Source organism: Scytonema hankhaensis NUACC26, assembly GCF_045865695.1.
Taxonomy (GTDB): domain Bacteria; phylum Cyanobacteriota; class Cyanobacteriia; order Cyanobacteriales; family Nostocaceae; genus Scytonema.
Window position 1 is genome coordinate 42,425 of sequence record NZ_BAACAP010000233.1, and the last position, 20,129, is coordinate 62,553.

The 20,129-nt window shown below is 41.3% G+C and carries 17 protein-coding genes and 4 tRNA genes; 17 read left to right on the forward strand and 4 right to left on the reverse strand.

Features of this window, described 5'->3' with window-relative positions; translation table 11 throughout:
• The first annotated feature begins 87 nt into the window (after positions 1 to 87).
• Positions 88 to 1,215, forward strand: a complete 1,128-nt coding sequence (locus ACKTT2_RS36315) for a quinone-dependent dihydroorotate dehydrogenase (protein WP_407895839.1) — start codon at positions 88 to 90, stop codon at positions 1,213 to 1,215.
• A 35-nt stretch (positions 1,216 to 1,250) separates the two neighbouring features.
• Here the strand turns inward: ACKTT2_RS36315 and ACKTT2_RS36320 are convergent, their stop codons facing one another.
• The gene (locus tag ACKTT2_RS36320; RefSeq protein ID WP_407895840.1) at positions 1,251 to 1,985 is read right to left on the reverse strand and encodes a hypothetical protein; all 735 of its coding nucleotides are present in this window, start codon (positions 1,983 to 1,985) and stop codon (positions 1,251 to 1,253) included.
• Between the two features lie 527 nt (positions 1,986 to 2,512).
• Here ACKTT2_RS36320 and ACKTT2_RS36325 point away from each other — a divergent pair.
• From ACKTT2_RS36325 to ACKTT2_RS36345, 5 genes are all read left to right on the forward strand, one after another.
• Positions 2,513 to 2,642: transfer RNA gene (locus tag ACKTT2_RS36325), tRNA-OTHER, on the forward strand.
• A 35-nt stretch (positions 2,643 to 2,677) separates the two neighbouring features.
• Positions 2,678 to 2,804: transfer RNA gene (locus ACKTT2_RS36330), tRNA-OTHER, on the forward strand.
• A gap of 53 nt (positions 2,805 to 2,857) precedes the next feature.
• A tRNA-OTHER gene (locus ACKTT2_RS36335) sits at positions 2,858 to 2,998 on the forward strand.
• Positions 2,999 to 3,065: 67 nt separating this feature from the next.
• Positions 3,066 to 3,190, forward strand: a tRNA-OTHER gene (locus ACKTT2_RS36340).
• Positions 3,191 to 3,226: 36 nt separating this feature from the next.
• On the forward strand, positions 3,227 to 4,828 hold the full coding sequence (locus ACKTT2_RS36345) for a TROVE domain-containing protein (RefSeq protein WP_407895841.1): 1,602 nt from the start codon (positions 3,227 to 3,229) through the stop codon (positions 4,826 to 4,828).
• Positions 4,829 to 5,206: 378 nt separating this feature from the next.
• Here ACKTT2_RS36345 and ACKTT2_RS36350 read toward each other — a convergent pair whose 3' ends face one another.
• Positions 5,207 to 6,052 (reverse strand): peptidoglycan-binding domain-containing protein, encoded by an 846-nt coding sequence (locus ACKTT2_RS36350; RefSeq protein WP_407895842.1) that lies wholly within the window; start codon positions 6,050 to 6,052, stop codon positions 5,207 to 5,209.
• 270 nt (positions 6,053 to 6,322) lie between these two features.
• Between ACKTT2_RS36350 and ACKTT2_RS36355 the strand changes: the two genes are divergently transcribed.
• From ACKTT2_RS36355 to ACKTT2_RS36390, 8 genes are all read left to right on the forward strand, one after another.
• Positions 6,323 to 8,647, forward strand: coding sequence for an AAA family ATPase (locus tag ACKTT2_RS36355; RefSeq protein WP_407895843.1), 2,325 nt, complete (start codon positions 6,323 to 6,325; stop codon positions 8,645 to 8,647).
• 125 nt (positions 8,648 to 8,772) lie between these two features.
• Positions 8,773 to 9,186 (forward strand): DUF3024 domain-containing protein, encoded by a 414-nt coding sequence (locus ACKTT2_RS36360; protein WP_407895844.1) that lies wholly within the window; start codon positions 8,773 to 8,775, stop codon positions 9,184 to 9,186.
• An 84-nt stretch (positions 9,187 to 9,270) separates the two neighbouring features.
• A complete protein-coding gene (locus ACKTT2_RS36365; protein WP_407895845.1) occupies positions 9,271 to 9,534 on the forward strand; it encodes a DUF5678 domain-containing protein in 264 nt (87 codons plus the stop codon).
• A 54-nt stretch (positions 9,535 to 9,588) separates the two neighbouring features.
• On the forward strand, positions 9,589 to 9,894 hold the full coding sequence (locus ACKTT2_RS36370) for a retropepsin-like aspartic protease (RefSeq protein ID WP_407895846.1): 306 nt from the start codon (positions 9,589 to 9,591) through the stop codon (positions 9,892 to 9,894).
• A gap of 93 nt (positions 9,895 to 9,987) precedes the next feature.
• A complete protein-coding gene (locus ACKTT2_RS36375) occupies positions 9,988 to 10,218 on the forward strand; it encodes a hypothetical protein (protein ID WP_407895847.1) in 231 nt (76 codons plus the stop codon).
• Positions 10,219 to 10,506: 288 nt separating this feature from the next.
• Positions 10,507 to 11,478, forward strand: coding sequence for a sodium-dependent bicarbonate transport family permease (locus ACKTT2_RS36380; protein WP_407895848.1), 972 nt, complete (start codon positions 10,507 to 10,509; stop codon positions 11,476 to 11,478).
• A 4-nt stretch (positions 11,479 to 11,482) separates the two neighbouring features.
• Complete coding sequence (locus ACKTT2_RS36385) at positions 11,483 to 11,794, forward strand: P-II family nitrogen regulator (RefSeq protein ID WP_407895849.1); 312 nt, start codon at positions 11,483 to 11,485, stop codon at positions 11,792 to 11,794.
• Positions 11,795 to 11,919: 125 nt separating this feature from the next.
• Complete coding sequence (locus ACKTT2_RS36390) at positions 11,920 to 12,639, forward strand: carbonic anhydrase (RefSeq protein ID WP_407895850.1); 720 nt, start codon at positions 11,920 to 11,922, stop codon at positions 12,637 to 12,639.
• A 139-nt stretch (positions 12,640 to 12,778) separates the two neighbouring features.
• On the opposite strand, the gene ACKTT2_RS36395 is transcribed toward ACKTT2_RS36390, so the two are convergent.
• Together ACKTT2_RS36395 and ACKTT2_RS36400 are read right to left on the reverse strand one after the other, a co-directional pair.
• On the reverse strand, positions 12,779 to 13,780 hold the full coding sequence (locus ACKTT2_RS36395) for a PstS family phosphate ABC transporter substrate-binding protein (RefSeq protein ID WP_407895851.1): 1,002 nt from the start codon (positions 13,778 to 13,780) through the stop codon (positions 12,779 to 12,781).
• A gap of 132 nt (positions 13,781 to 13,912) precedes the next feature.
• Entirely contained in the window at positions 13,913 to 15,106 is a 1,194-nt protein-coding gene (locus tag ACKTT2_RS36400; RefSeq protein WP_407895852.1) for a sulfate ABC transporter substrate-binding protein, read from the reverse strand.
• Positions 15,107 to 15,324: 218 nt separating this feature from the next.
• Between ACKTT2_RS36400 and ACKTT2_RS36405 the strand changes: the two genes are divergently transcribed.
• The 3 genes from ACKTT2_RS36405 (at position 15,325) to gorA (ending at position 20,115) form a co-directional block, all read left to right on the forward strand.
• Positions 15,325 to 16,101 carry a PDDEXK family nuclease gene (locus ACKTT2_RS36405; protein WP_407895853.1) on the forward strand — a complete coding sequence of 259 codons (777 nt, stop codon included), beginning with the start codon at positions 15,325 to 15,327 and terminating at the stop codon, positions 16,099 to 16,101.
• A 449-nt stretch (positions 16,102 to 16,550) separates the two neighbouring features.
• On the forward strand, positions 16,551 to 18,704 hold the full coding sequence (locus ACKTT2_RS36410) for a cation:proton antiporter domain-containing protein (RefSeq protein WP_407895854.1): 2,154 nt from the start codon (positions 16,551 to 16,553) through the stop codon (positions 18,702 to 18,704).
• 70 nt (positions 18,705 to 18,774) lie between these two features.
• Complete coding sequence (gorA, locus tag ACKTT2_RS36415; RefSeq protein WP_407895855.1) at positions 18,775 to 20,115, forward strand: glutathione-disulfide reductase; 1,341 nt, start codon at positions 18,775 to 18,777, stop codon at positions 20,113 to 20,115.
• The last annotated feature ends 14 nt before the right edge of the window (positions 20,116 to 20,129 follow it).

The following is a 20,129-nucleotide window of genomic DNA, read 5'->3' on the forward strand; positions in this document are numbered from 1 at the left end:
ATATAAGATGCCCATAAAAGCACGTGGATCGAGCGAATTCCGCTCTGAGATTGTGAAGTTTTGAATTAAAAAATTGGGAAGACTCAATTGGATATTTACAAAGATGCAATTCGTCCCCTTTTGTTGGATCTAGCAAAAACAGATCCAGAATGGCTGCACCAGCAAACTATCCGCAGCTTGAGCTGGTTGGGACAGAATCGAGTTCGTCCTCCCGGAAACTGGATGAACGAACAATTGAAGCGATCGTTTTGTTTTAATGACGAACGCTTAGAACAAAATCTATTTGGACTGACGTTTCCCAATCCCCTTGGTTTAGCTGCTGGTTTTGACAAGGATGGAGTTGCAGTTCCCATCTGGTCTAGCTTGGGTTTTGGCTTTGCAGAAATGGGAACCGTTACTTTTCACCAACAGCCAGGAAATCCCTCTCCCCGCTTGTTCCGTTTGCCTTTAGATAAAGCCGCCCTCAACCGCATGGGATTTAATAATAGCGGTGCGGAAGCAATGGCAATACGATTAGCAGAAGTTAAGCAAAATTTAAGGTTAATACCTATAGGTTTAAACTTGGGGAAATCTAAGATAACCACCTTGGAAGATGCTGCTCTTGATTATCGCAATAGTTTTCACTTACTTAAGGATTATGGAGATTACTTTGTTGTCAATGTTTCTTCCCCAAATACACCTGGTTTGCGATCGCTCCAAGATGCTTCCATGTTAAGTTCTATTTTGTCAGCATTACAACAGGAAAATTCCCTAAAAAAGCCGCTGTTTGTCAAGATAGCCCCTGACTTAGAATGGCAGGCAATAACTGATATTATTTCCTTGGCAAAAAACTATCAACTTGCTGGAATTATTGCAACAAATACCACTATTAGTAGGAATGGATTGAGAACTCAAGTCATTCCCAAAACAGGAAAATCGCCTCAAGAAGAAGCAGGTGGTATCAGTGGTGTTCCATTAAGAGAACGTTCCACCGAAGTGATTCGTTTTATTTGGCAGCAAACAGCAGGTCAAATACCGATCGTTGGCGTTGGTGGAATCTTCACGGCGGAAGACGCTTGGGAAAAAATTACTGCTGGTGCTAGCCTTCTCCAAGTTTATACGGGCTGGATCTATGAAGGTCCAGCTATGACAAAGCGCATTCTCCAAGGTTTGTTATCTAAGCTAGAACAAAATGGATTTAACTCTATCTCAGAAGCTATTGGCTCTCAAAAGTAAAAAAGGCAAAAGTTAAAAGAAATTTCTTTTGATTTTTAACCTTTTTCATCTAGTTCTAATGGGAAAAACTCCTTAGTTTTTCGCGAGAATTTCCAAGCAATACCATCTGGATCTTTGCTGCGACTCCATTCTGGAAAATCTGGATCGTCTCTCCTTTTATAGACGGTACTAGAGTAAACATTAAGCCGCTTAGCAAGTTCAGATTGAATCAGAGAACCAAAAAACAACTGTTTTTCCAGCGCTTTTGTTGGTTTTTCTTCAACTGGCTGAGGTGGTAACTCAGCCTCTGGTTCTTCCACAAGCGGTTTAGGTGGAGATGGAGCAAAAATAGGTGAAGGTTCGTAGGCAACACGCTCAGCAGGCAATTCTTTAGGTGGTTCGCTATCGTCAAGAATGCTACCCAGAGTGCTAGCAGTGATAAAGTAGTAAACTTTACCTCCATCTTCAGAGTTAAGAGCGCGAGCACCAAATTCTGCTGCTTTTGATTCTAAGTAACGTCTTGCCGTTTCTCCAGAAAAATTGCCCTTCATTGCCAAGTCTACAGGTGTAATCCTGCCTTGATTTTCCTTAAGCAATTGATGGAACATTGGATTCACTTGTTGAGTCCACTGTTGCCATTTGTAGAATTGCCAAATATTCAGCACCAAGACGAGAAGGATTACCCCTAGCCAGATTCGCCAGGTGGCAACTAGGAAAATAATTAAAAACGAAATAGGCAAAAGTAGAACTAGAAAACCCTTGCCGTAGCTTTCTATTGTTTTTTCACTCATGCCGATTAATGCCATGTGTCTTTATAGGAAAATAATAATATTATCTTGGCAAAAAACATGGCAATAGTTTGTAACAATTGTCTATTTGCCAAAAATTTTCGGCAAAAATGGGACTGGGGACTGGGGACTAGGGACTAGGTAATTTCTTAGTTTTCCTCGTTTCCCCTCGTTCCCAGGCTGAGCCTGGGAATGACTTACCAGAGGCTCCGCCTCCAGTGCTCTAAGGGATGTTCAAGAAAAAATTATACATCTTGTGGTACGGGCTTCTAGCCCGTCACTAATAAAGAACGGGCTAGAAGCCCCGCAGTCGCCTCAACGGGGGGAACCCCCGCACGGCGCTGCTCTCCGTACCACAATAGAAAGTTGGTTATTTTTTTATTTGGAAGTCCCTCAAAAAGTAGGGTGGGGCATTGTCAAACGTTCGATGTTGATGGACAATGCTCACCCTACAGCGATCGCAAAATTTTTGACTCACCCACTTGACACTTGATAATACATATACTACATTAAATATTACAAGCTGATATGTGGCAGGTAGCTCAAAAGGTAGAGCGCCAACATAACCTGAAAAGGACGAAGAATTGAGGGTTATCGCTGTTAACGATCCCTCCCTTGATTCACCGGAGACGCGGGTTCAAATCCCGCCCCGCTACACCAATTCATCACGAATTATGAATGATGAATTATTTATGTGGTGGGTGGCGAAATGGTAAACGCACCAAAAACATCCTTATTCACCCCTTGTCTGAAAAGACCGAAGAATTAAGGGTTATCGATTGCAGATCGGGTATGCTGCGGGTTCAAGTCCCGCCCCACCACACCAATTCATTTTAGATTTTGGATTGAAATGAATCTGAAACCAGAAATTTCACGTGGGAGTAGCCAAGTCTGGTAAGGCAGTGGATGGGCAAATTGCCCATAGTCCTTGTTCACAAACTTGTCTGTAAAGGCTGAAGAATTGAGGGTTATCGTGGTTCCATCATTCGTAGGTTCAAATCCTGCCTCCCACGCCAATTTATTTTGGATTAGAGATTGGGGATTGAATTCCCAATCCCTAATCCCTAATCCCCAATCCTCATGTGGCGGGTAGTTCAGATGGATAGAACGCCTAAACATCCTTATTCATCCCTTGCCTGAAAAGGACGAAGAATGAGGGTTATCGCCTTCCAAGCGGGATGTCGCAGGTTCGAGTCCTGCTCCGCCACCTTTGTTTTTGTCCGCAAGGGCTGGGAGATAATACAATGAATTACAAATTTTTTACTCAAAAAAAGACAGCCACACCACAAACTCAGCCCATTCCCGGACGGGAAGCAGAGATGATCCAAGGACGTTCGGGCGGGTTCATGTTTGATGCAGGTCTTTGGAAAATGCTGCGGCGCTGTTTGCTTGTTGGTACTGCCAAAAGCACTTACTATGCTGGCAAACACGAACTGACAGAAGATTTTGTTGAGGTTGTCAGACAGGCGAGCGCAGAAAATCCCGGACGAGTTGCGGAAGAAATACTTTATGCTAGCGATGGACGAGCCATCAACAACAGTGCGCCCATTCTTGCTTTGGTGTTGTTGTCCATGGGAGAAGCACCAGAAGCAAAGACAGCATTTTGCGAAATCTTCCCCGAAGTTGTTCGCACCGGGAGCCACTTTTACGAATGGTTAAACTATACTAAGTCTATGAGAGGATTTGGTAAAGTTGTGCGAGAAGCTGGTAAAAATTGGTTTGCAAAAGAAGACGTTAAAGGTTTGGCTTACCAATTGCTGAAATACCAGCAACGTCATGGTTTTTCCAACCGAGATGCTTTGCGGTTGTTTCACGTCAAACCAATGACAGAAGACCATCAAAGATTGTTTGAGTGGGTTGTCAAAGGTTGGGAAGCCCTACCAGAAGAAATCCCTTCAGCAGCACTAGCGCAGATTTGGTGGTATGAGTGGTTGAAGCGGAATCCAGAAAAGACCAATGAAGCCATAATACAAGGACGCTTAACTCATGAAATGGCTGCACCTGTAGGCAAGATGGATCTAAGTGCTTGGCAGTTGCTATTCAATGAAATGCCAATTGGTGCGTTGTTACGTAATTTAGGTTCCCTCACCGAAATAGGTGTGTTAGCGCGAAACGAACGTGCCAACTTAAAGAGAGTAGAAGCAGTGCTCAACAACAAAGAGCATCTGCAGAAAGGACGGATACATCCAATTGATGTATTAAAAGCTCTCAAAACCTATCAATCCGGCGGTACATTGGGACGTAGCAAAAAGACTTGGAACCCAGTCGATGAAATTGTGGAAATCCTAGAAAAGTCCTTAGCACTATCCTTTGATGTCGTGCAACCCACAGGTAAAGTCTTCATGCATGCCGTAGATGTCTCTGGTTCTATGGGTTGCCCAATTGTCGATATGGGACTTACCTGTTGTGAAGTAGCTGCAACAATGGCATTAGTGACAGCAAAAGCAGAGAAAAACTATATGATTCGTGGTTTTGCCACCGACTTCCGCGATTTGGGTATCACCGCCAATGATAGCTTTAGGTCAGCAGTTCGCAAAGCTAGCAACCAAAACTTTGGTGGAACAGATGCGTCCGTTGCTTATGACTGGATGATTAAAAACAAGTTCAAAGCCGACATTGTTTGTTTCTGGACAGACAGCGAATCATGGGCTGGTTACAAACATCCAAGTCAAGCACTCGCTGAGTACCGTCAAAAGGTAAATCCCAATACCAAGGCAGTGTATATCACTCTTACACCTTACCGGATTACATTAGTAGATCCTAAAGATCCGTTGTCTTGGGACTTAGGTGGCTTTGACCCTGGCATACCTCGGATTATCCAAATGTTGGCTATAGGCGAATTGTAGGTAAAGGATATGCAAAACAATATATCCTTGAGAGCATTCCAATTTTGTCAAAATACCTAACGAATAGAATTCGTGGCTATACAAACGAAGCCTGCCTCCGCAGGCTATGATTAGTCCGCGTAGGCGGTGTATCTATTTTCTTGGTCTTCTCTAAGTTTGGAGCTGCCTCCGCAGGCTGTGATTAGTCCGCGTAGGCGGACGAGCGTTTGTGTAGCCCCAGAATTCTATTCTGAGGGCAATTTATTTCTTGGCGGGTTATCCTGATTCGCTACTTGCCTTTCAAGGACGAAGAATTTAGGATTATCGGATAACATCTCCACCACTTTGGGGATTAGCGGGTTCAAATCCCGTACCCGCCCTTTATCATCGCTTTCATTTTTAGTTAACGAGTTTCTCAATGAAGTTGAGAATGGGTTTCCAAAAGATACCAGTTAACATATAGGGAGCATATTCAAAAAGCGGTAATGTTTGCTCGTTAACTTGCTTAAATGGAATACACTGTAGTACAAAAGGCACAATGTAAGTCAGTGCATATGCAGTTGCTAATGCTGTATTTAACTGAGGTTGTGAACCTGGTATAGGACTGTGATAGATGCCTAATATGATAAAGCCAAGCATTAAGAATTGTTTCCAAAAAGAAAACACCTGCAATGGCAAAAAACAAAACACTCTAGGAGTACGAACATCTTTTCTTTGCCGCATTCCCAACAAGACAGCCCAAGTAGCAGCCCCAACTATCCCATCGTCTTTCAGTCCGTAAGTTCTTTGAAAATGTTTTACAGCTTTTTCCGTTTGCCGATCGAAAACTCCATAAGGTTCTTTTTTAAAAAATCCTTCTTTGTGCAAAATACTTTGCAATTCTTTGACAGACTCTTGTAATTTAGGTGTCAAAATTTTCAGACTACGATAAATCATCGGATAACAAAGACAAGCCCAAGTTAGCGCTCCAACGATTCCATCAACGTGTAGATTATTTGTTCTTTGAAACTCCTTAACTGCCTCCTCAGTTTCTAAATCAAAATTCCCACTAATATTTTCAAGGAATCCTTGAGCATATAATATTGTTTGCAATTCATTAATCGCGTCCTGTACAGATTTTGGTGTAAAGTCTTGGTGAAGTATGGGACGCTTTGTGAACAGATAAACTTGTTTTGTACCAGGAAAGCATACTTTTTGTTTTTCCGATCTAAGAAAAGAAGCCAAGAAGTGTTTCAATATTTTCATCAAAGTTCTCCTACAAGTAGAGCGTAGTATTCTTTGCCAAAGTTTCTATTATTACTGCTACAATTGAGGGTATTAAATTTATATTTGCTAGAAGTTACCTCTCAGTGCGATCGCTCTCTGTAGAGCTTTAACACTAGCGTAATTAATGAATTACAAATAGCCAATTAACAGTGTTAATAATTTGTTAGTGGATTGTTAAAATTTTATCTATGAAAATGTTATTAAGTATATAAAAATAATCATAAACAATCAACTTATAAGGTAATATTTATGTCAAGCCGCTCAGAAGATTGGAATTTACCCAAAAGCTGGAATCACAATATTTTGAAGGAATGGGACATAGACCGTCTACTGACTGATTTGGAGGCAGCAACACAAAAACGATACAGACGGGATACAAGAAAAGACTTATTACTAGGATTATTATGTGGGTATAGTCTAAAAAAGATTAGTATAGATCTGCTGAAAAAAAATGCTGTTGTCCGAACAAGTGTAAGCAGTATCTATAGAGATATAGAAGCTTTGACAGGAGAACCAAGTAAAAGTGTTAAGTCAGGTAACTTAGTGTACATTCTGGAAAGACACGGATATCGTAAGGGCGCTGCAGTATCTAGTGTCAGTAGTTCCACAATCGCTCATAACTTACCCGCCCCAACTTACACAGAATTTATTGGGCGTGAGGCGGAAATGAAACTTCTACTGCAACGACTTTCACCCACGCATGCTGCTCATATCATTACAGTAGATGGGATTGGAGGTGTAGGTAAAACTGCTTTGGTTTTAGCAGCAGCCTATCATTGCCTAAAAGTTAGTCAGAAAAATCTATCTAGCGCACCCAAATTTGAAGCCATTATTTTCACTTCAGCCAAACAACAAGAACTCATTCCCAATAGTATTTTGCGAAGAAATCAGGGACAGCGTAATCTACGGGATATTTTTCGCGAGATTGCTCATACTCTCAACGACCCTACCATTATTCAATCTCCTCTCGACGATCAATTCGATCGCGTCCGCCAAAGTCTCTCCAAACAACCAACTCTGCTGATTGTTGACAACATGGAAACAATAGAGGAGACAGAAAAGGTTATTGGTTTCTTGTACGACTTACCCGCACACGTCAAAGTTATCTTAACGACTCGCGAACGAATTGCTTTACTTCCCATCAGTCTCCGACACTTACCATTAGATGATGGATTGAAATTAATTCAGCAACAAGCTGAAGAAAAAGGAGTCGCAATAACCACTCAAAATTCCAGCTTACTATACAAACGGACTGGAGGAATTCCCCTCGCTATTGTGTATGCGATCGGTCAAGTCTCTAGTGGCTATTCATTAAATTTTGTCCTAGAAAGGCTGGCTTCAACAACAAGTGATGTTGCTCGTTTTTGCTTTGAACAATCATTACAAGGTATCAAGGAAAAACCAGCTAGCAAATTACTGTTGTCAATAGCAATTTTTCCCGATCCTCCAACACTTGCTGCTGTGGCTGAGGTAGCTGGACTCACAGCAGCCCCTGATTCTGTCAATGATGGTTTAGCACGTCTTCAGCAACTCTCGCTAGTGAATTTAAACCAAGAAACTGGACGATATGAAATGCTTTCTCTAACAAGAGAGTACGTTCTAGCCGAACTCGCTGCATACCCAGTTTTTGAAAAAGAAGCTTGTCGGCGCTGGGTGAGATACTATCTAGATTTTGCTCAAAGCAATGCAGGGGAAGATTGGGAAAAGTGGATACATTACAGCAAGTTAGACGAAGAGCAAGAGAATTTACGAGCAGTTCTTTACTGGTGTAAAGATCGAGATCGTTATGAAGAAGTCAGAGATTTATGGCTGCTTTTATATCATTATGCCAATCTTTACGCTTACTGGGACGATCGCTTGGATTGGTTGCAATGGCTGATAGAACAATCGGAACGGAGAAATGAATGGTCATCTTTTATAAAATTCTCCATCCGAAAAAGTTGGCTGTTAATTCGGATGTGTTCGCAACAGAATTTGCAAGAAGCAGAAGAAATTTTGCGACGGACATGGGTACTTCGAGATCATGCGGATTTATGCGTTCAAGCTGACTTAGCAGAAGGAACAGCTAGGTTGAAAATCCGACAAAAAAGGTATAAAGAAGCAAAGCACTGGTTAACACTAGAAGAAGAATTCGTTCAACAAGCCGAGCTAGAAGAACGACAACATACTCGTTATATAATTCCTATTCTCTACCATCGTGCCGAAATTTTTCATTTAGAAGACGAGTGGTTGAAAGCTAAAGCACTTTTTCAAGAGGTGATACAAAAAGCAGAAAATATTAACTGGCATAGAGTGATGAATTCTGCTCAAAATTGGCTGGCTGATATAGCTATAAAACAAGGTGAAAGGCACGAAGCTCAACAGTTAATTACTAAAGGTTTAACGGTAGCCGAAAGTAGTAACAACAAACGGCGTCTTGCTCGCTATCAACGTTCTTTTGCTCGTTGGGAAAAAAAATGGGGGAGTATAGAATCAGCTCGTCAGTATGCAATTAAGGCAATGAATGGTTTTAATCTTCTAGGAATGTTACGTGATGTAGAAGAGATGAAATTGTTCCTTGAAACTTTGGGATAATATGAGCGATCGCATTTTGAGAATATTACGAGAAATTAGCAGCTAGTTGATATGATAGGTGTACAGTAGCTTTCATCACTAGTTAGATAATAGAAAGCGAAAAGATAATCTTTAGGGGAAGTCTTATGGCAAAGAAAAGATGGATACGCCTACTGGAGAAAAAGCCAAAACCTCAAGTACCTGCTACTGAAAAACAACTGATTGAACAGCAGTGTAACAATTTTATCGACAAGGAGCTTAAACCCAAATACGTAGTACCAAGAGATGAAGATTATCCTTGGAACTACGTAATAGATATTTTTGGGAAGTGGTATCGCAACTATTTTTATTTTTGCTCCATCTATAACTGTCCGGGAAAAAATGCAATTTCTCCCTCCTTTGAATTCAGATTTGCTCGTTTAGAGTATACAAGTCCAAATCGCTTCAATGTAGCTTATATGAGGCATACGGGACAATGGTGGGAATTTCTTCAAGGATTGTCTTTAGAAGAGAGTTTATCTGAAATCAGAACTAATCCCTTGCTACAACCTATTAGTTGATTCAAAAATCGTTATAATGCGATCGCAAGTTATGATTAAAGATGACTTTGTAAAATAAAATAAAGCTTAGGAAATGAAAAATCTATGAGTAAAACATTTTCTCAAGATGAAAGCCGACAGATGCTGAAGTGGCTAAACCAAAATCGGCAGATGTTGTTAGATCTTTATCGAAATCAATATATTGCTTACAATGCTAATGGTTTAATCGCTCATAGTGAAAACCTTCGGGAAGTTTTAGATTTAGCAGAGGCTTCCAACCAACATTTTGCACTTTATTTAGTTCCACGACGCACTGCTTCTATTCAAATTTTACCCATCCGCTTTCGCACTGTAACTCGACATGATTGACAACCTAATTATCATGTAAAACTCAGGCATAGGGAAATAGAGATTTCTACAACAATGTTAGTAGACTCCGGGGCTGAACTGAGTTTAATTTCATTAAAAGTAGGTCAGGATTTAGGATATACTTTAGCTGATGCGGAATCAAATTTATTGGCAGAAACCATAGGTGGAAGAGTAGAGTATGTTTTACGAAATGTTGAAATGACAATTGATAAGTATAGTTTTCTTGCTCCTGTAGCGTGGTTGCAAACTAATACAGGCGGAGAGCAATTGCTTTTGGGTCGGGAAGTAGTATTTGATAAATTTGATATCGAGTTCAGACAAGCTGACGAGCAAATACTCTTTAAATGGCGTGAAGCTTGACCGCCGTTCCTACAATACTATAATCCTTTTTTGATTTGTATTTAAATCATCAAATAAATATTATATACCGAATATAAACGTTAGGCAAAGCTTATGAATTTACGTGACCAAGCAATTACAAAGATTCATCTTCTTCCAGAATCTTTAGTCCAGGAAGTAAACGAGTTTATCGACTTCCTGCTCTGGAAGGAAACTAGTAAAGATTCGTCATTATGCCTTGAGGATACCGAGTCCAAAGAAATAGTTGAGTCAGATTTTTCAGACTACTTATCCAATTTAGAGAATTACGAGAATCGGTTAGCTCGTGGAGAAATTCAGTGGTAGAGAACAGACATTTATATTGAGTATAACGATGAGTATTGGGCTTCTTCAGTACAACAAGTATTAGAAAGACTATAGTAATATAATTTTACAGTGAAATTACGTAATTATTATTGTCAAAAATCAGAAAGCTACATTACCATAAAAGTTTTATTTATAAATGTTATTAAAATTACTTATATATTTCTGGTGACTTAATTGCCATACAGTGGTTGTACACCAGCTGTGATGGTCTATGTTCATGATAGAAAATTTTCTGACATTCTTTGCTTTTTTAGGTGGGGAGTAGGTATGAATGCAAGTCTAATCGTCTCAAATATTCTAAATCCACCAGTTTTATTCTTCTTTCTGGGGATGGTAGCAGTTTTTGTCAAATCAGATCTTGAAATTCCGGCTCCTTTTCCAAAACTATTATCCCTTTACCTGCTTTTCTCGATAGGATTTAAGGGAGGAGTGGAACTCGTCAAAAGCGGAGTGACCCAGGAAGTCGTGTTAACGCTTCTGGCAGCAATTTTGATGGCTATTTTTGTGCCAATTTATACCTTTTTTGTTCTCAAAGTCAAACTTGATGTCTATGATGCTGCAGCGATCGCTGCAACCTATGGTTCTATCAGTGCTGTAACTTTTATTACGGCTGGGTCATTTCTCAGCGAACTAGGAATTGCATTCGATGGTTATATGGTGGCTGCTTTAGCACTCATGGAATCTCCAGCTATTATTGTTGGTTTGATTCTCGTCAATCTATTTACAGCCGGTTCAAAAGATCGAGATTTCGCTTGGTCAGAAGTTTTACAAGAAGCGTTCTTAAATAGTTCTGTCTTTTTACTAGTAGGAAGTCTTGTGATTGGAGTGCTGACAGGAGAACACGGTTGGCACGTTTTAGAACCTTTTACTCAGGGATTATTTTACGGTATCCTGACATTCTTTTTACTTGACATGGGACTAGTCGCTGCTAGAAGAATTAAAGACTTGCAAAAAACAGGTGCTTTCCTTATATCTTTTGCAATACTAATTCCACTTGTTAATGCAGCTATCGGACTCCTCATTGCGAAATTAATCGGAATGTCCCAGGGAGATGCTTTGTTGTTTGCAGTGTTGTGTGCGAGTGCTTCTTATATCGCCGTTCCTGCAGCTATGAGGTTAACAGTTCCAGAAGCAAATCCCAGCTTATATGTTTCTACTGCCCTGGCTGTAACGTTTCCTTTCAATATCATTGTGGGAATTCCATTATATCTGTACGGAATTAATCTACTTTGGAGATAAAATTATGCATCCAGTTAACCGAATAGAAATCATTGTGAATTCAGCTGAGCTTGGAAAAATGTTAGATGGTTTAAAACAGGCAAATATTGCGGGATATTTGTTGATCCGAAATGTTGCCGGACAAGGTTTTATAGGTGGCTCTCAAGACTTGGAAATGACTCTGCTGGATAATGTTTACATAATTGCCTTTTGTGTTCCAGACAAAATTAAATCAACAGTAGAAATTATTCGACCAATTTTGAACAAATTTGGAGGGACTTGCTACATTTCAGATGCTACAGAAATTCGCTCAATGAGATGTGTTGCATCATTGTAGTGAGATCGTCACAAGTAACGTCATTGGTCATTTGTAAAGTCATTTGTAAAGTAGGTTGGGTTGAGGAACGAAACCCAACATTCTTCAGGGTCCAAAATCTAAAATCCAAAATCTAAAATGGTATTATGAATGAAAATCATGGATTGATAGATCGTCGCCGTTTTTTGAACTTAACGGGAACCAGTGGAATTGCCTTAGTAGCTGCAGTTACGGGAAGTGCTTTTTGGAGTATGCAGCCCAAACGCGCAAGTGCTGACCAAATTGAATCTCTAGAACCCGATGCTGCTTTAAAACGATTAATTGATGGCAATCAACGGTTTGTTCGGCAAAAGGGTAAGCATCCAGACCAATCAAAAGCACGAATCAAAGAAGTTTCGCGATCGCAACACCCTTTTGCAGTTTTGCTATGCTGTGCGGATTCGCGAGTCCCTCCCGAAATTTTGTTTGATGAAGGAATTGGCGATCTATTTGATATTCGTGTCGCTGGAAACATTGTGACAAATGAGGTGCTAGGGAGTATAGAATATGCTGTAGATCTTCTGAATACTCCCTTGATTATGGTTTTAGGTCACGAACGCTGTGGTGCTGTCACTGCGGCAGTTCAGGGAGAACGACTTCCCGGTCATATTGGTTCTTTTGTTAAAGCCATCAAACCCGTTATTTCCAAGACAAAAGGCGAATCATTAGACGACGCTGTTGATAAAGCTGTGATTGCAAACGTTCAGTATCAAATTCAGAAATTGAAACAAAATTCAAAGATTATATCTCAACGATTGTTGGAGGGTAAGCTGAAAATTGTTGGAGGTCGTTACGATCTTGATACTGGAGAAGTTGGTTTGGTATAGGACTTCTATTTGATTGTTGAAATACAAGTAGGGTGGGCAATGCCCACCAAGAACTTTATGTGGTGGGCATTGCCCACCCTACATATTGAGACATTTGGTCAAGACATTCTGAGTCATTTTGTTTTTTGAAGCCCACAAATTAAATGAAATTCGTAATTGGTTCGCCCGGTTTTGCCTTCTTAAATTTAGTACCAGTTGTTCCTTTAGCCACTTTTTGCTTCACCTTGGGATAAGCTTCATCGGGTAGCGAAACATAACCGACTGACTCAACCCATTTCCAAGAGTTTTCTATGTAGAAATTCACAAAATCTTTAACAGCTGGTTTGTTATCCAGTGACTTCTTACTCACATAAATGAATAGAGGTCGAGACAAAGGCGTATAAATATTCTTGACAACATTGTCCACTGGAACGGGCTTCTCACATTTTCCTTTTGGACTTTCTACAGCAACTAAGTTTAACTTATCTTGGTTCTGCAAATAATAAGATATACCAACATATCCAAGAGCATTTTCATCACCAGCTACCCCTTGGACAAGAATGTTTTGGTTGTGACTTGGTGTATAGTCCGTGCGTCCGTTTTTGGCTTTTCCAGTGACAGCTTGTGTGAAATAATCAAATGTTCCCGTATCAGAAGCAGGGGCATACAATTTCAGTGGCTTGTTAGGAAATTTTGGATTAACTTGATTCCAGGTTTTGATTTTATTAGTTGCTTTAGCATTCCACATCTTTTTCAGTTCATCAATCGTCAAACATTGAGCAAAGTTATTTTGACGATTGGCAATAACAGCAATTCCGTCAAGAGCAATCGGTATTTCTACAAAATTGATATCTTTCTTGGCACAGGTTTTGATTTCTTCATCTCTAATGGTACGCGAAGCACCAACGATATCAAGATCGCCTGCACAAAATTTACTTATGCCTCCTCCCGTACCGCTTGAAGCAACACTCACATTTGCCTTTGGTGACGCTTTCTCGTATTCTTCTGCAACTGCCAAAGATATTGGAAAACCTACAGCTGCACCATCTATACTGACTTCAGTTGCTTTCTCGTTGGCTCTATTACAAGAAGTTATACCAAGAGATAAAACAACCATAGATGCTAACAAAACCTGACACTTGAATCTACTGTAAAAGCTCATAACTTAAATTCCTGTAATTTATAGGGGGTAGGGGGTAGGGGGTAGGGGATAGGGGGACAAGAGATAAGAACTCATACCCAATCCCCATCGCCCCTTATCCCCAGAGGGGACCCCGAGTTCCCCAATCCCCATTTATGCTTTGCTAGAAGTCCAAATTTTATCAAAAAGTGCTCCATCATTAAAAAATCTATTTTGAAGAAGATCCCAACCTCCTAAATCCTGAGCAGTGAAAAAGGTTTGAATTGGAGCATATTTATTTGCCACTTCTTCAAGGATGGTGGGATTAACGGGACGATAGCCTAACTTGGCAAATTCACGTTGGGCTTCTGTTGAATAAAGAAAATCTACAAATGCCTCTGCAACTTCTTTAGTGCCATGCTTCTCGACATTTTTGTCTACTATGGCAACGGGGTTATCAATGGAGATATTCACATTAGGCACTACAAAAGGTAATTTCTGACCATTTTGCTCAGCCAAAAAAACTTCGTTTTCGTAATTGATCAACACATCTCCTTTTCCTTGTTGGAAAAAGAGCTCGCTAGCATCACGCGCACTAGGAGCGAGCACGGGAGCGTTTTTATAAACATTAGTCGTAAAGGTTTGTGCTTGTGTTTCGTCTCCGCCTGTTTGAGTGACAGCGCCCCAGAAAGCTAAAAATTCCCAAATAGCAATACCAGAAGTTTTGGGGTTAGCGACGATGACTTTAACACCCTCTTTTGTCAAGTCTGTCCAAGTATTGACGCCTTTGGGATTGCCTTGACGAGTCACGAGCGCTGCTACAGATCTAGTGACAATGCTACTTTTAGGCGCTCTTGATTCCCAATTCTTTTCAATTAAACCAGCTTGCTGAATTTTATTGACATCAAGGGGAAGTGCTAGGTGTACTATATCTGCCTCTTGCGAACCTTTTATCACTGCTTCGGCTTGAGTTCCAGATCCGCCGTAACTCTGCTCGAAAATGACATTTTGACCGCGTTCTTTCTTCCACTTTTCTACAAATTTAGGAATGATGCGATCGTGAGCTGCTTGAGTTACTGAAAATGACACGAGGTTTAATTTAACATCGGGTTTGGCTGCTGAGGTGGTGGCAGAACAAGCTGCGATCGCAACACTCAAACCTGCACCCACCAAAAAAAGACATACAAAGTCTCGAAGAGAATTTCCTTTTGACCAGTTTCCTTGGAACTTATCGCTTTGTGCGATCGCCCTTGGCGCAAGCCGTACCCGGCTTATCGCTTCACTTGCGCCAAAAGCTTTTTTCATGTAACTTTGGATTTGCCCAATCCAGTGTATTCCTGCCATCAACCTATTTTGCCATTTGGTCATTGCTATTCTCCGTACCTATACGGCAGTTTGAGCGCATTACCGTATTTTTAAGGAATTATAGATCGCTATGGTAGTTTTTTTCATCTGCTTAAATGTTCTTTAATCTGTTCCTATTGAGTCAATAACTTTGACACACTTGTTGACCTAAAAGTCCCGTTATTGAGAATGAAAAGCGGTCTGTTAAAATCAGTAGATGTATAGAATTCTGGAAGCCGCTCATGAGTCAGCAGCTTTTTGACACAGAAGAAATCGTCACTGAGCTTGACATCAGTCATTTGGTCATCGAGGACGATACGCCTGTGGATAATTTTCAGTCAGAAGAGCAGCAACGGTTATTGGTGGAACCGCTCTACAGTTCCAAAGCTCTACTAGCTCCTTTCCTAGCGGCTGCGAATGTGGGATTATTCTACAAACTCAAGGGCGAGCCGATTGTTCCTGATGTTTTACTGAGTCTTAGCGTACAGCGCCCCGATGACTTCTCCGAGCGACGCAATCGATCGTACTTTGTCTGGGAGTTTGGTAAAGTGCCTGAAGTTTGCATCGAAATCGTCTTGAATCAGGAAGGTGACGAGTTAGCATTGAGCAAAAAATCGCGGCAGAAAGGCAAAACGACAATCAAGAAAGACCTATACGCTCAGATTGGAGTGCGCTATTATGCTGTATTCGATCCTTTGAAGCAGATTCAAAGTCAGGATGAAATGAATGGGGCTTTGTTGCGTGTATGGTCGATTTCACCAGAGGGCTACTCTGAGTTAACAGCTTCGGAAGGGATTAGCGAAATTGGGCAGTCGATTTGGCTCAATGCTGCTGGAATTGGCTTGACATTGTGGGAGGGGCAGTTCGAGGAAGACGTGACGCGATTGTGGCTTCGGTGGTGCGATCGCACTGGGCAAGTGATTCCCACTGGAGCAGAACGGGCAGACGGAGCAGAAGCAAAGGCACAGCGACTTGCCGAACGGTTGCGATCTCTAGGCATGAATCCAGACGAGATTTAGTATCAGGTTAGGAATGTCCAAGAAATAAATTATCCATCTTGTGGAACTATCCATCTTGTGGAATTATCCATCTTGTGGAATTATCCATCTTGTGGAACGGGCGTCCTCGCCCGTTCTATATTAGTGGCGGGCGGGACGCCCGCACCACAAGAGAAAGTTCTATACTTTTTTATTTGGAAGTCCCTTAAAGACGGTATAAATCTGAATCTCCCTGTTTCAATCGAGAAGCTAGGCTGTTTCATTCTGTAAAAAAGGAGAACTTGTCAATGTAGCTTCATATCCAGTCAACCCTAATTCGTTGAGTAGCTCAATTTGCTTTTCCACTTGGTTTTAGCTGTCTGTTTTAGCCATAGCTTTTTTGTTACCACTCATAAGTGGTGTCAAAGAATCTTTTGATAGTATTAATCTCACTCTTAGACACCGCCTAATGGCAGAAGATAAATATTTCTATGTCCCTGAAGATATGGGATGCAGTCCGCCGCTTAACACAGGAGCTATTGATGCATTTGGAGCCTATTGTTTCTTTCGCCATTCTGTTAACGGTTATCTTAATCGTCCCTCTCATCTTTGAACGTTTTAAGATACCAGGATTGTTGGGTTTGCTGGCAGCAGGCGTTGTCCTGGGACCCCAAGGCTTAGGTCTTTTTCAAAATGAGTCGGAAACCCTCAAGCTTCTCTCAGGCATTGGGCTGATTTACTTGATGTTTGTAGCGGGGCTAGAAATTGATATGAAACAGTTTCAGCAAACCAAGCATCGTTCCGCAGGATTTGGAACTTTTACCTTCCTCATACCGTTGATTGCAGGAACTATAGTCGGGCGAATGTTTGGTTTTAGTTGGAATGCTTCTGTTTTAATTGGCTCCTTGTTTGCTTCTCACACCTTGCTGGCATATCCCATCATTAGCAGGTTGGGAGTGATTAACAACGAAGCAGTCACAGTGACTATTGGTGCAACTATTTTCACAGACATTGGCTCATTGCTCGTATTAGCAGTATGTGTTGGTATCCATCAAGGGGAATTTTCGGCATTCAGTCTAACTAAGCTATTACTAGGACTTGTCATTTATTCAGCGATTATTTTATTTGGTTTTAAATGGTTGGGGCATCAATTCTTCAAACGCACTGGAGATGAAGAAGGAAACCAATTTTTGTTTGTTCTGCTAGTCGTTTTTATCTCCGCGTTAGGTGCGGAAGTTATTGGTGTAGAAAAAATTATTGGAGCATTTCTCGCTGGATTGGCGGTGAATGAAGTTATCGGTTCGGGACCCGTAAAAGAAAAGGTGGTCTTTGTTGGTAATGTTTTGTTCATCCCAATTTTCTTTGTTGATTTGGGTTTATTAATTGATATCCCAGGATTTATTAAAAGTATCAGTTCTATTTGGCTAACAGTAGCTATCTTGGTAGGTTTAATTAGTAGTAAGTTTGCCGCCGCACTCCTGGCAAAGCTGGTTTACCGCTATAATTGGCGGGAAATGATTACAATGTGGTCGTTATCTCTTCCTCAGGTAGCAGCTACGTTGGCAGCAACTTTAGTCGCTTACAGAGCCAAGTTGGTCACTGAAGATGTGCTTAATGGAGTCATAGTTCTGATGATGGTGACAGCGACACTCGGACCGCTAATCACAGCCAGTAGCGCACCTGGGTTGGTAACAACCATAGATAATAGTTCCGAAGAAACAGACGAAACCTCAGAGTCAATGCTTGGCTGGAGAAATGAACGTGTGGATGGATTTACTGTAGTTGTTCCCGTTCGCAATCCAGAGACGGAAAGAAATTTGATTGAAATGGCAGGGCTTTTAGTACGCCGTGAAAGAGGTAAAATTTTGGCTTTGGCTGTGACACCCGCTCATATGCATATGGACTCTCCGGAATTAGAAAAAAACTTACAGCAAAACAAAATTCTTCTCGCCAACGCAGTAGAACTCGGTCAAGAACTCGGTGTAGAAGTAGAACCTGTAACGCGCATTGATTACAACATTCCTCAATCTATTAGCCATGTCAGTCGAGAGCAAAATGCTGATTTAGTTGTTATGGGTTTGGGGAAAACAACGGGATTGCGAGCGCGGTTGTTTGGTAATGTTATCGATCGCGTACTTTGGGCATCTCACTGTCCGGTGGCTGTGACCCGTCTGTTGGATTCTCCCAGTAACATTCAGAGAATTTTGATACCCATTGAAAACTTGACCCAAGAGTCAGTACGGGTCGTACAATTTGTCAAAATTCTAGCAACTGCCAACCAAGCAGAAGTTACATTACTTCACGTATGCGATCGCCGGACTTCAAGCGTCCGAGTTGCTTGGATGAAATCCCAGTTGGAACTACTGGTTTCTAGATACTTCCCTCAAAGTCGTACCAATATATCGGTCGTACAAGCAGATAACGTAGTGAGTACTATTGTCAAAGCATCTCAATCAAGCGACCTCGTGGTATTGCGATCGCGCCGTCGGCGATTGAGTATAGGTCAGGTAGCCATCAGCGACGTAACAACTGAAGCCGTGCAGCAGATACGTTGTTCAGTCATTCTCCTAGGAGAACCACAAGGCTACCAGGAAAGTTTACGCAAACCTAGAGCGATCGTTCAGACAGCATCTTCTAACCCCTAGCCGATATGGTCAGGAATTGCGATGATAGATAAGAGATCTAATTATTTGCTTTTCATTCTTCCCAAAAGCCATGACCTTCGACTACGACCTGTTTGTCATTGGTGCTGGTCCTGGGGGACTAGCAGCCGCCAAAAAAGCAGCTAAGTATGGTGCGCGTGTCGCCATTGCCGAAAAAGAAGCTATTGGTGGCACTTGTGTCAATCGCGGTTGCGTTCCCAAGAAACTCATCGTCCAAGCCGCCGATTTTGCCCTGAAAAATCAAACGGCGCTTAGCTACGGATGGAGTGACTGCAAAACCTACTTTGACTGGACAAAATTCATCAAATCTGTAGATAAGCATATAGACAGCATTCAAGACTCCTACCTTCAACAGTTACAAGAAGCAGGAATTGAACTCATTCGAGGTCATGCTAGCTTTACCGATGCTCACACTATAGATATAGATGGACGGAAATACACGGCTGATAAAATCTTAATTGCTGTAGGTGGGTATGCTATCAAGCCCAAAATAACAGGGATTGACTACGCCCTCACATCTCGCGAGATGTTTCATTTGCCTTATTTACCCAAAAGATTAGTCATCATTGGCGGCGGTTACATTGGTGTAGAATTTGCCAGTATGATGAACGCTTTTGGGTGCGAGGTGACGGTTATAGACAAAGATGAAACAATTTTGTCGGGATTTGATATCGATCTCCGTCGAGGCATTCAACAAGGATTAAGCAAACGAGGGATTCGTTTCATTAACAACAGCATGGTTAAAGAGATTAAATACTTGGAAGAACGCTTGCTGTTAATGGTTGGCGAATCTAGAAAAACAGTACCAGCAGATACAATTTTGGTGGCTATTGGTCGTGCTCCAAATACAAAAAATCTTGGTTTAGAAAAGGTAGGAGTTGAACTCCAACAAAAAGGAACGATCGAGATTGATGAATACAACCGCACAACTCAGGAAAACATTTTTGCCGTTGGTGATTGTACGAGTAGCCCTCAATTAACACCCGTAGCAAAAGCACAAGGAGAAGCTTTTGCTGATACAGTTTTTGGCAAAAAAGAGCAAAAAATTAATTACGATGAAGTTCCTTCTGCTGTTTTTAGCCGTCCTGAAGGTGCGGGTGTAGGTATGACGGAGGCAAAAGCAAGAGAGAAATTTGGCGACTCTATCAAAGTGTATCGCCACAGCTTTCAACCTTTGTCATCTTTAACCAATGAGAACGAACAAGCTACGATAAAGTTAGTTGTTGAAGGGAAATCAGAGCGGATTTTAGGCGCTCATATGGTTGGAGAAAATGCTGCAGATATTATTCAAAGTCTCGCTGTTGCCATTCGCAAAGGTATTACCAAGCAAGACTTAGATGAATCTATTGGCATTCATCCAACTGTAGGTGAAGAGTTCCTCTCTCTCTCTTAAATTATGAATGATGA

Bases quoted from the DNA above. Each gene is read 5' to 3' on its own strand.
- ACKTT2_RS36320 (WP_407895840.1), bottom strand. From the start codon at position 1,985: ATGAGTGAAAAAACAATAGAAAGCTACGGCAAGGGTTTTCTAGTTCTA.
- ACKTT2_RS36345 (WP_407895841.1), top strand. From the start codon at position 3,227: ATGAATTACAAATTTTTTACTCAAAAAAAGACAGCCACACCACAAACT.
- ACKTT2_RS36350 (WP_407895842.1), bottom strand. From the start codon at position 6,052: ATGAAAATATTGAAACACTTCTTGGCTTCTTTTCTTAGATCGGAAAAA.
- ACKTT2_RS36355 (WP_407895843.1), top strand. From the start codon at position 6,323: ATGTCAAGCCGCTCAGAAGATTGGAATTTACCCAAAAGCTGGAATCAC.
- ACKTT2_RS36360 (WP_407895844.1), top strand. From the start codon at position 8,773: ATGGCAAAGAAAAGATGGATACGCCTACTGGAGAAAAAGCCAAAACCT.
- ACKTT2_RS36365 (WP_407895845.1), top strand. From the start codon at position 9,271: ATGAGTAAAACATTTTCTCAAGATGAAAGCCGACAGATGCTGAAGTGG.
- ACKTT2_RS36370 (WP_407895846.1), top strand. From the start codon at position 9,589: ATGTTAGTAGACTCCGGGGCTGAACTGAGTTTAATTTCATTAAAAGTA.
- ACKTT2_RS36375 (WP_407895847.1), top strand. From the start codon at position 9,988: ATGAATTTACGTGACCAAGCAATTACAAAGATTCATCTTCTTCCAGAA.
- ACKTT2_RS36380 (WP_407895848.1), top strand. From the start codon at position 10,507: ATGAATGCAAGTCTAATCGTCTCAAATATTCTAAATCCACCAGTTTTA.
- ACKTT2_RS36385 (WP_407895849.1), top strand. From the start codon at position 11,483: ATGCATCCAGTTAACCGAATAGAAATCATTGTGAATTCAGCTGAGCTT.
- ACKTT2_RS36390 (WP_407895850.1), top strand. From the start codon at position 11,920: ATGAATGAAAATCATGGATTGATAGATCGTCGCCGTTTTTTGAACTTA.
- ACKTT2_RS36395 (WP_407895851.1), bottom strand. From the start codon at position 13,780: ATGAGCTTTTACAGTAGATTCAAGTGTCAGGTTTTGTTAGCATCTATG.
- ACKTT2_RS36400 (WP_407895852.1), bottom strand. From the start codon at position 15,106: ATGACCAAATGGCAAAATAGGTTGATGGCAGGAATACACTGGATTGGG.
- ACKTT2_RS36405 (WP_407895853.1), top strand. From the start codon at position 15,325: ATGAGTCAGCAGCTTTTTGACACAGAAGAAATCGTCACTGAGCTTGAC.
- ACKTT2_RS36410 (WP_407895854.1), top strand. From the start codon at position 16,551: ATGTCCCTGAAGATATGGGATGCAGTCCGCCGCTTAACACAGGAGCTA.
- gorA (WP_407895855.1), top strand. From the start codon at position 18,775: ATGACCTTCGACTACGACCTGTTTGTCATTGGTGCTGGTCCTGGGGGA.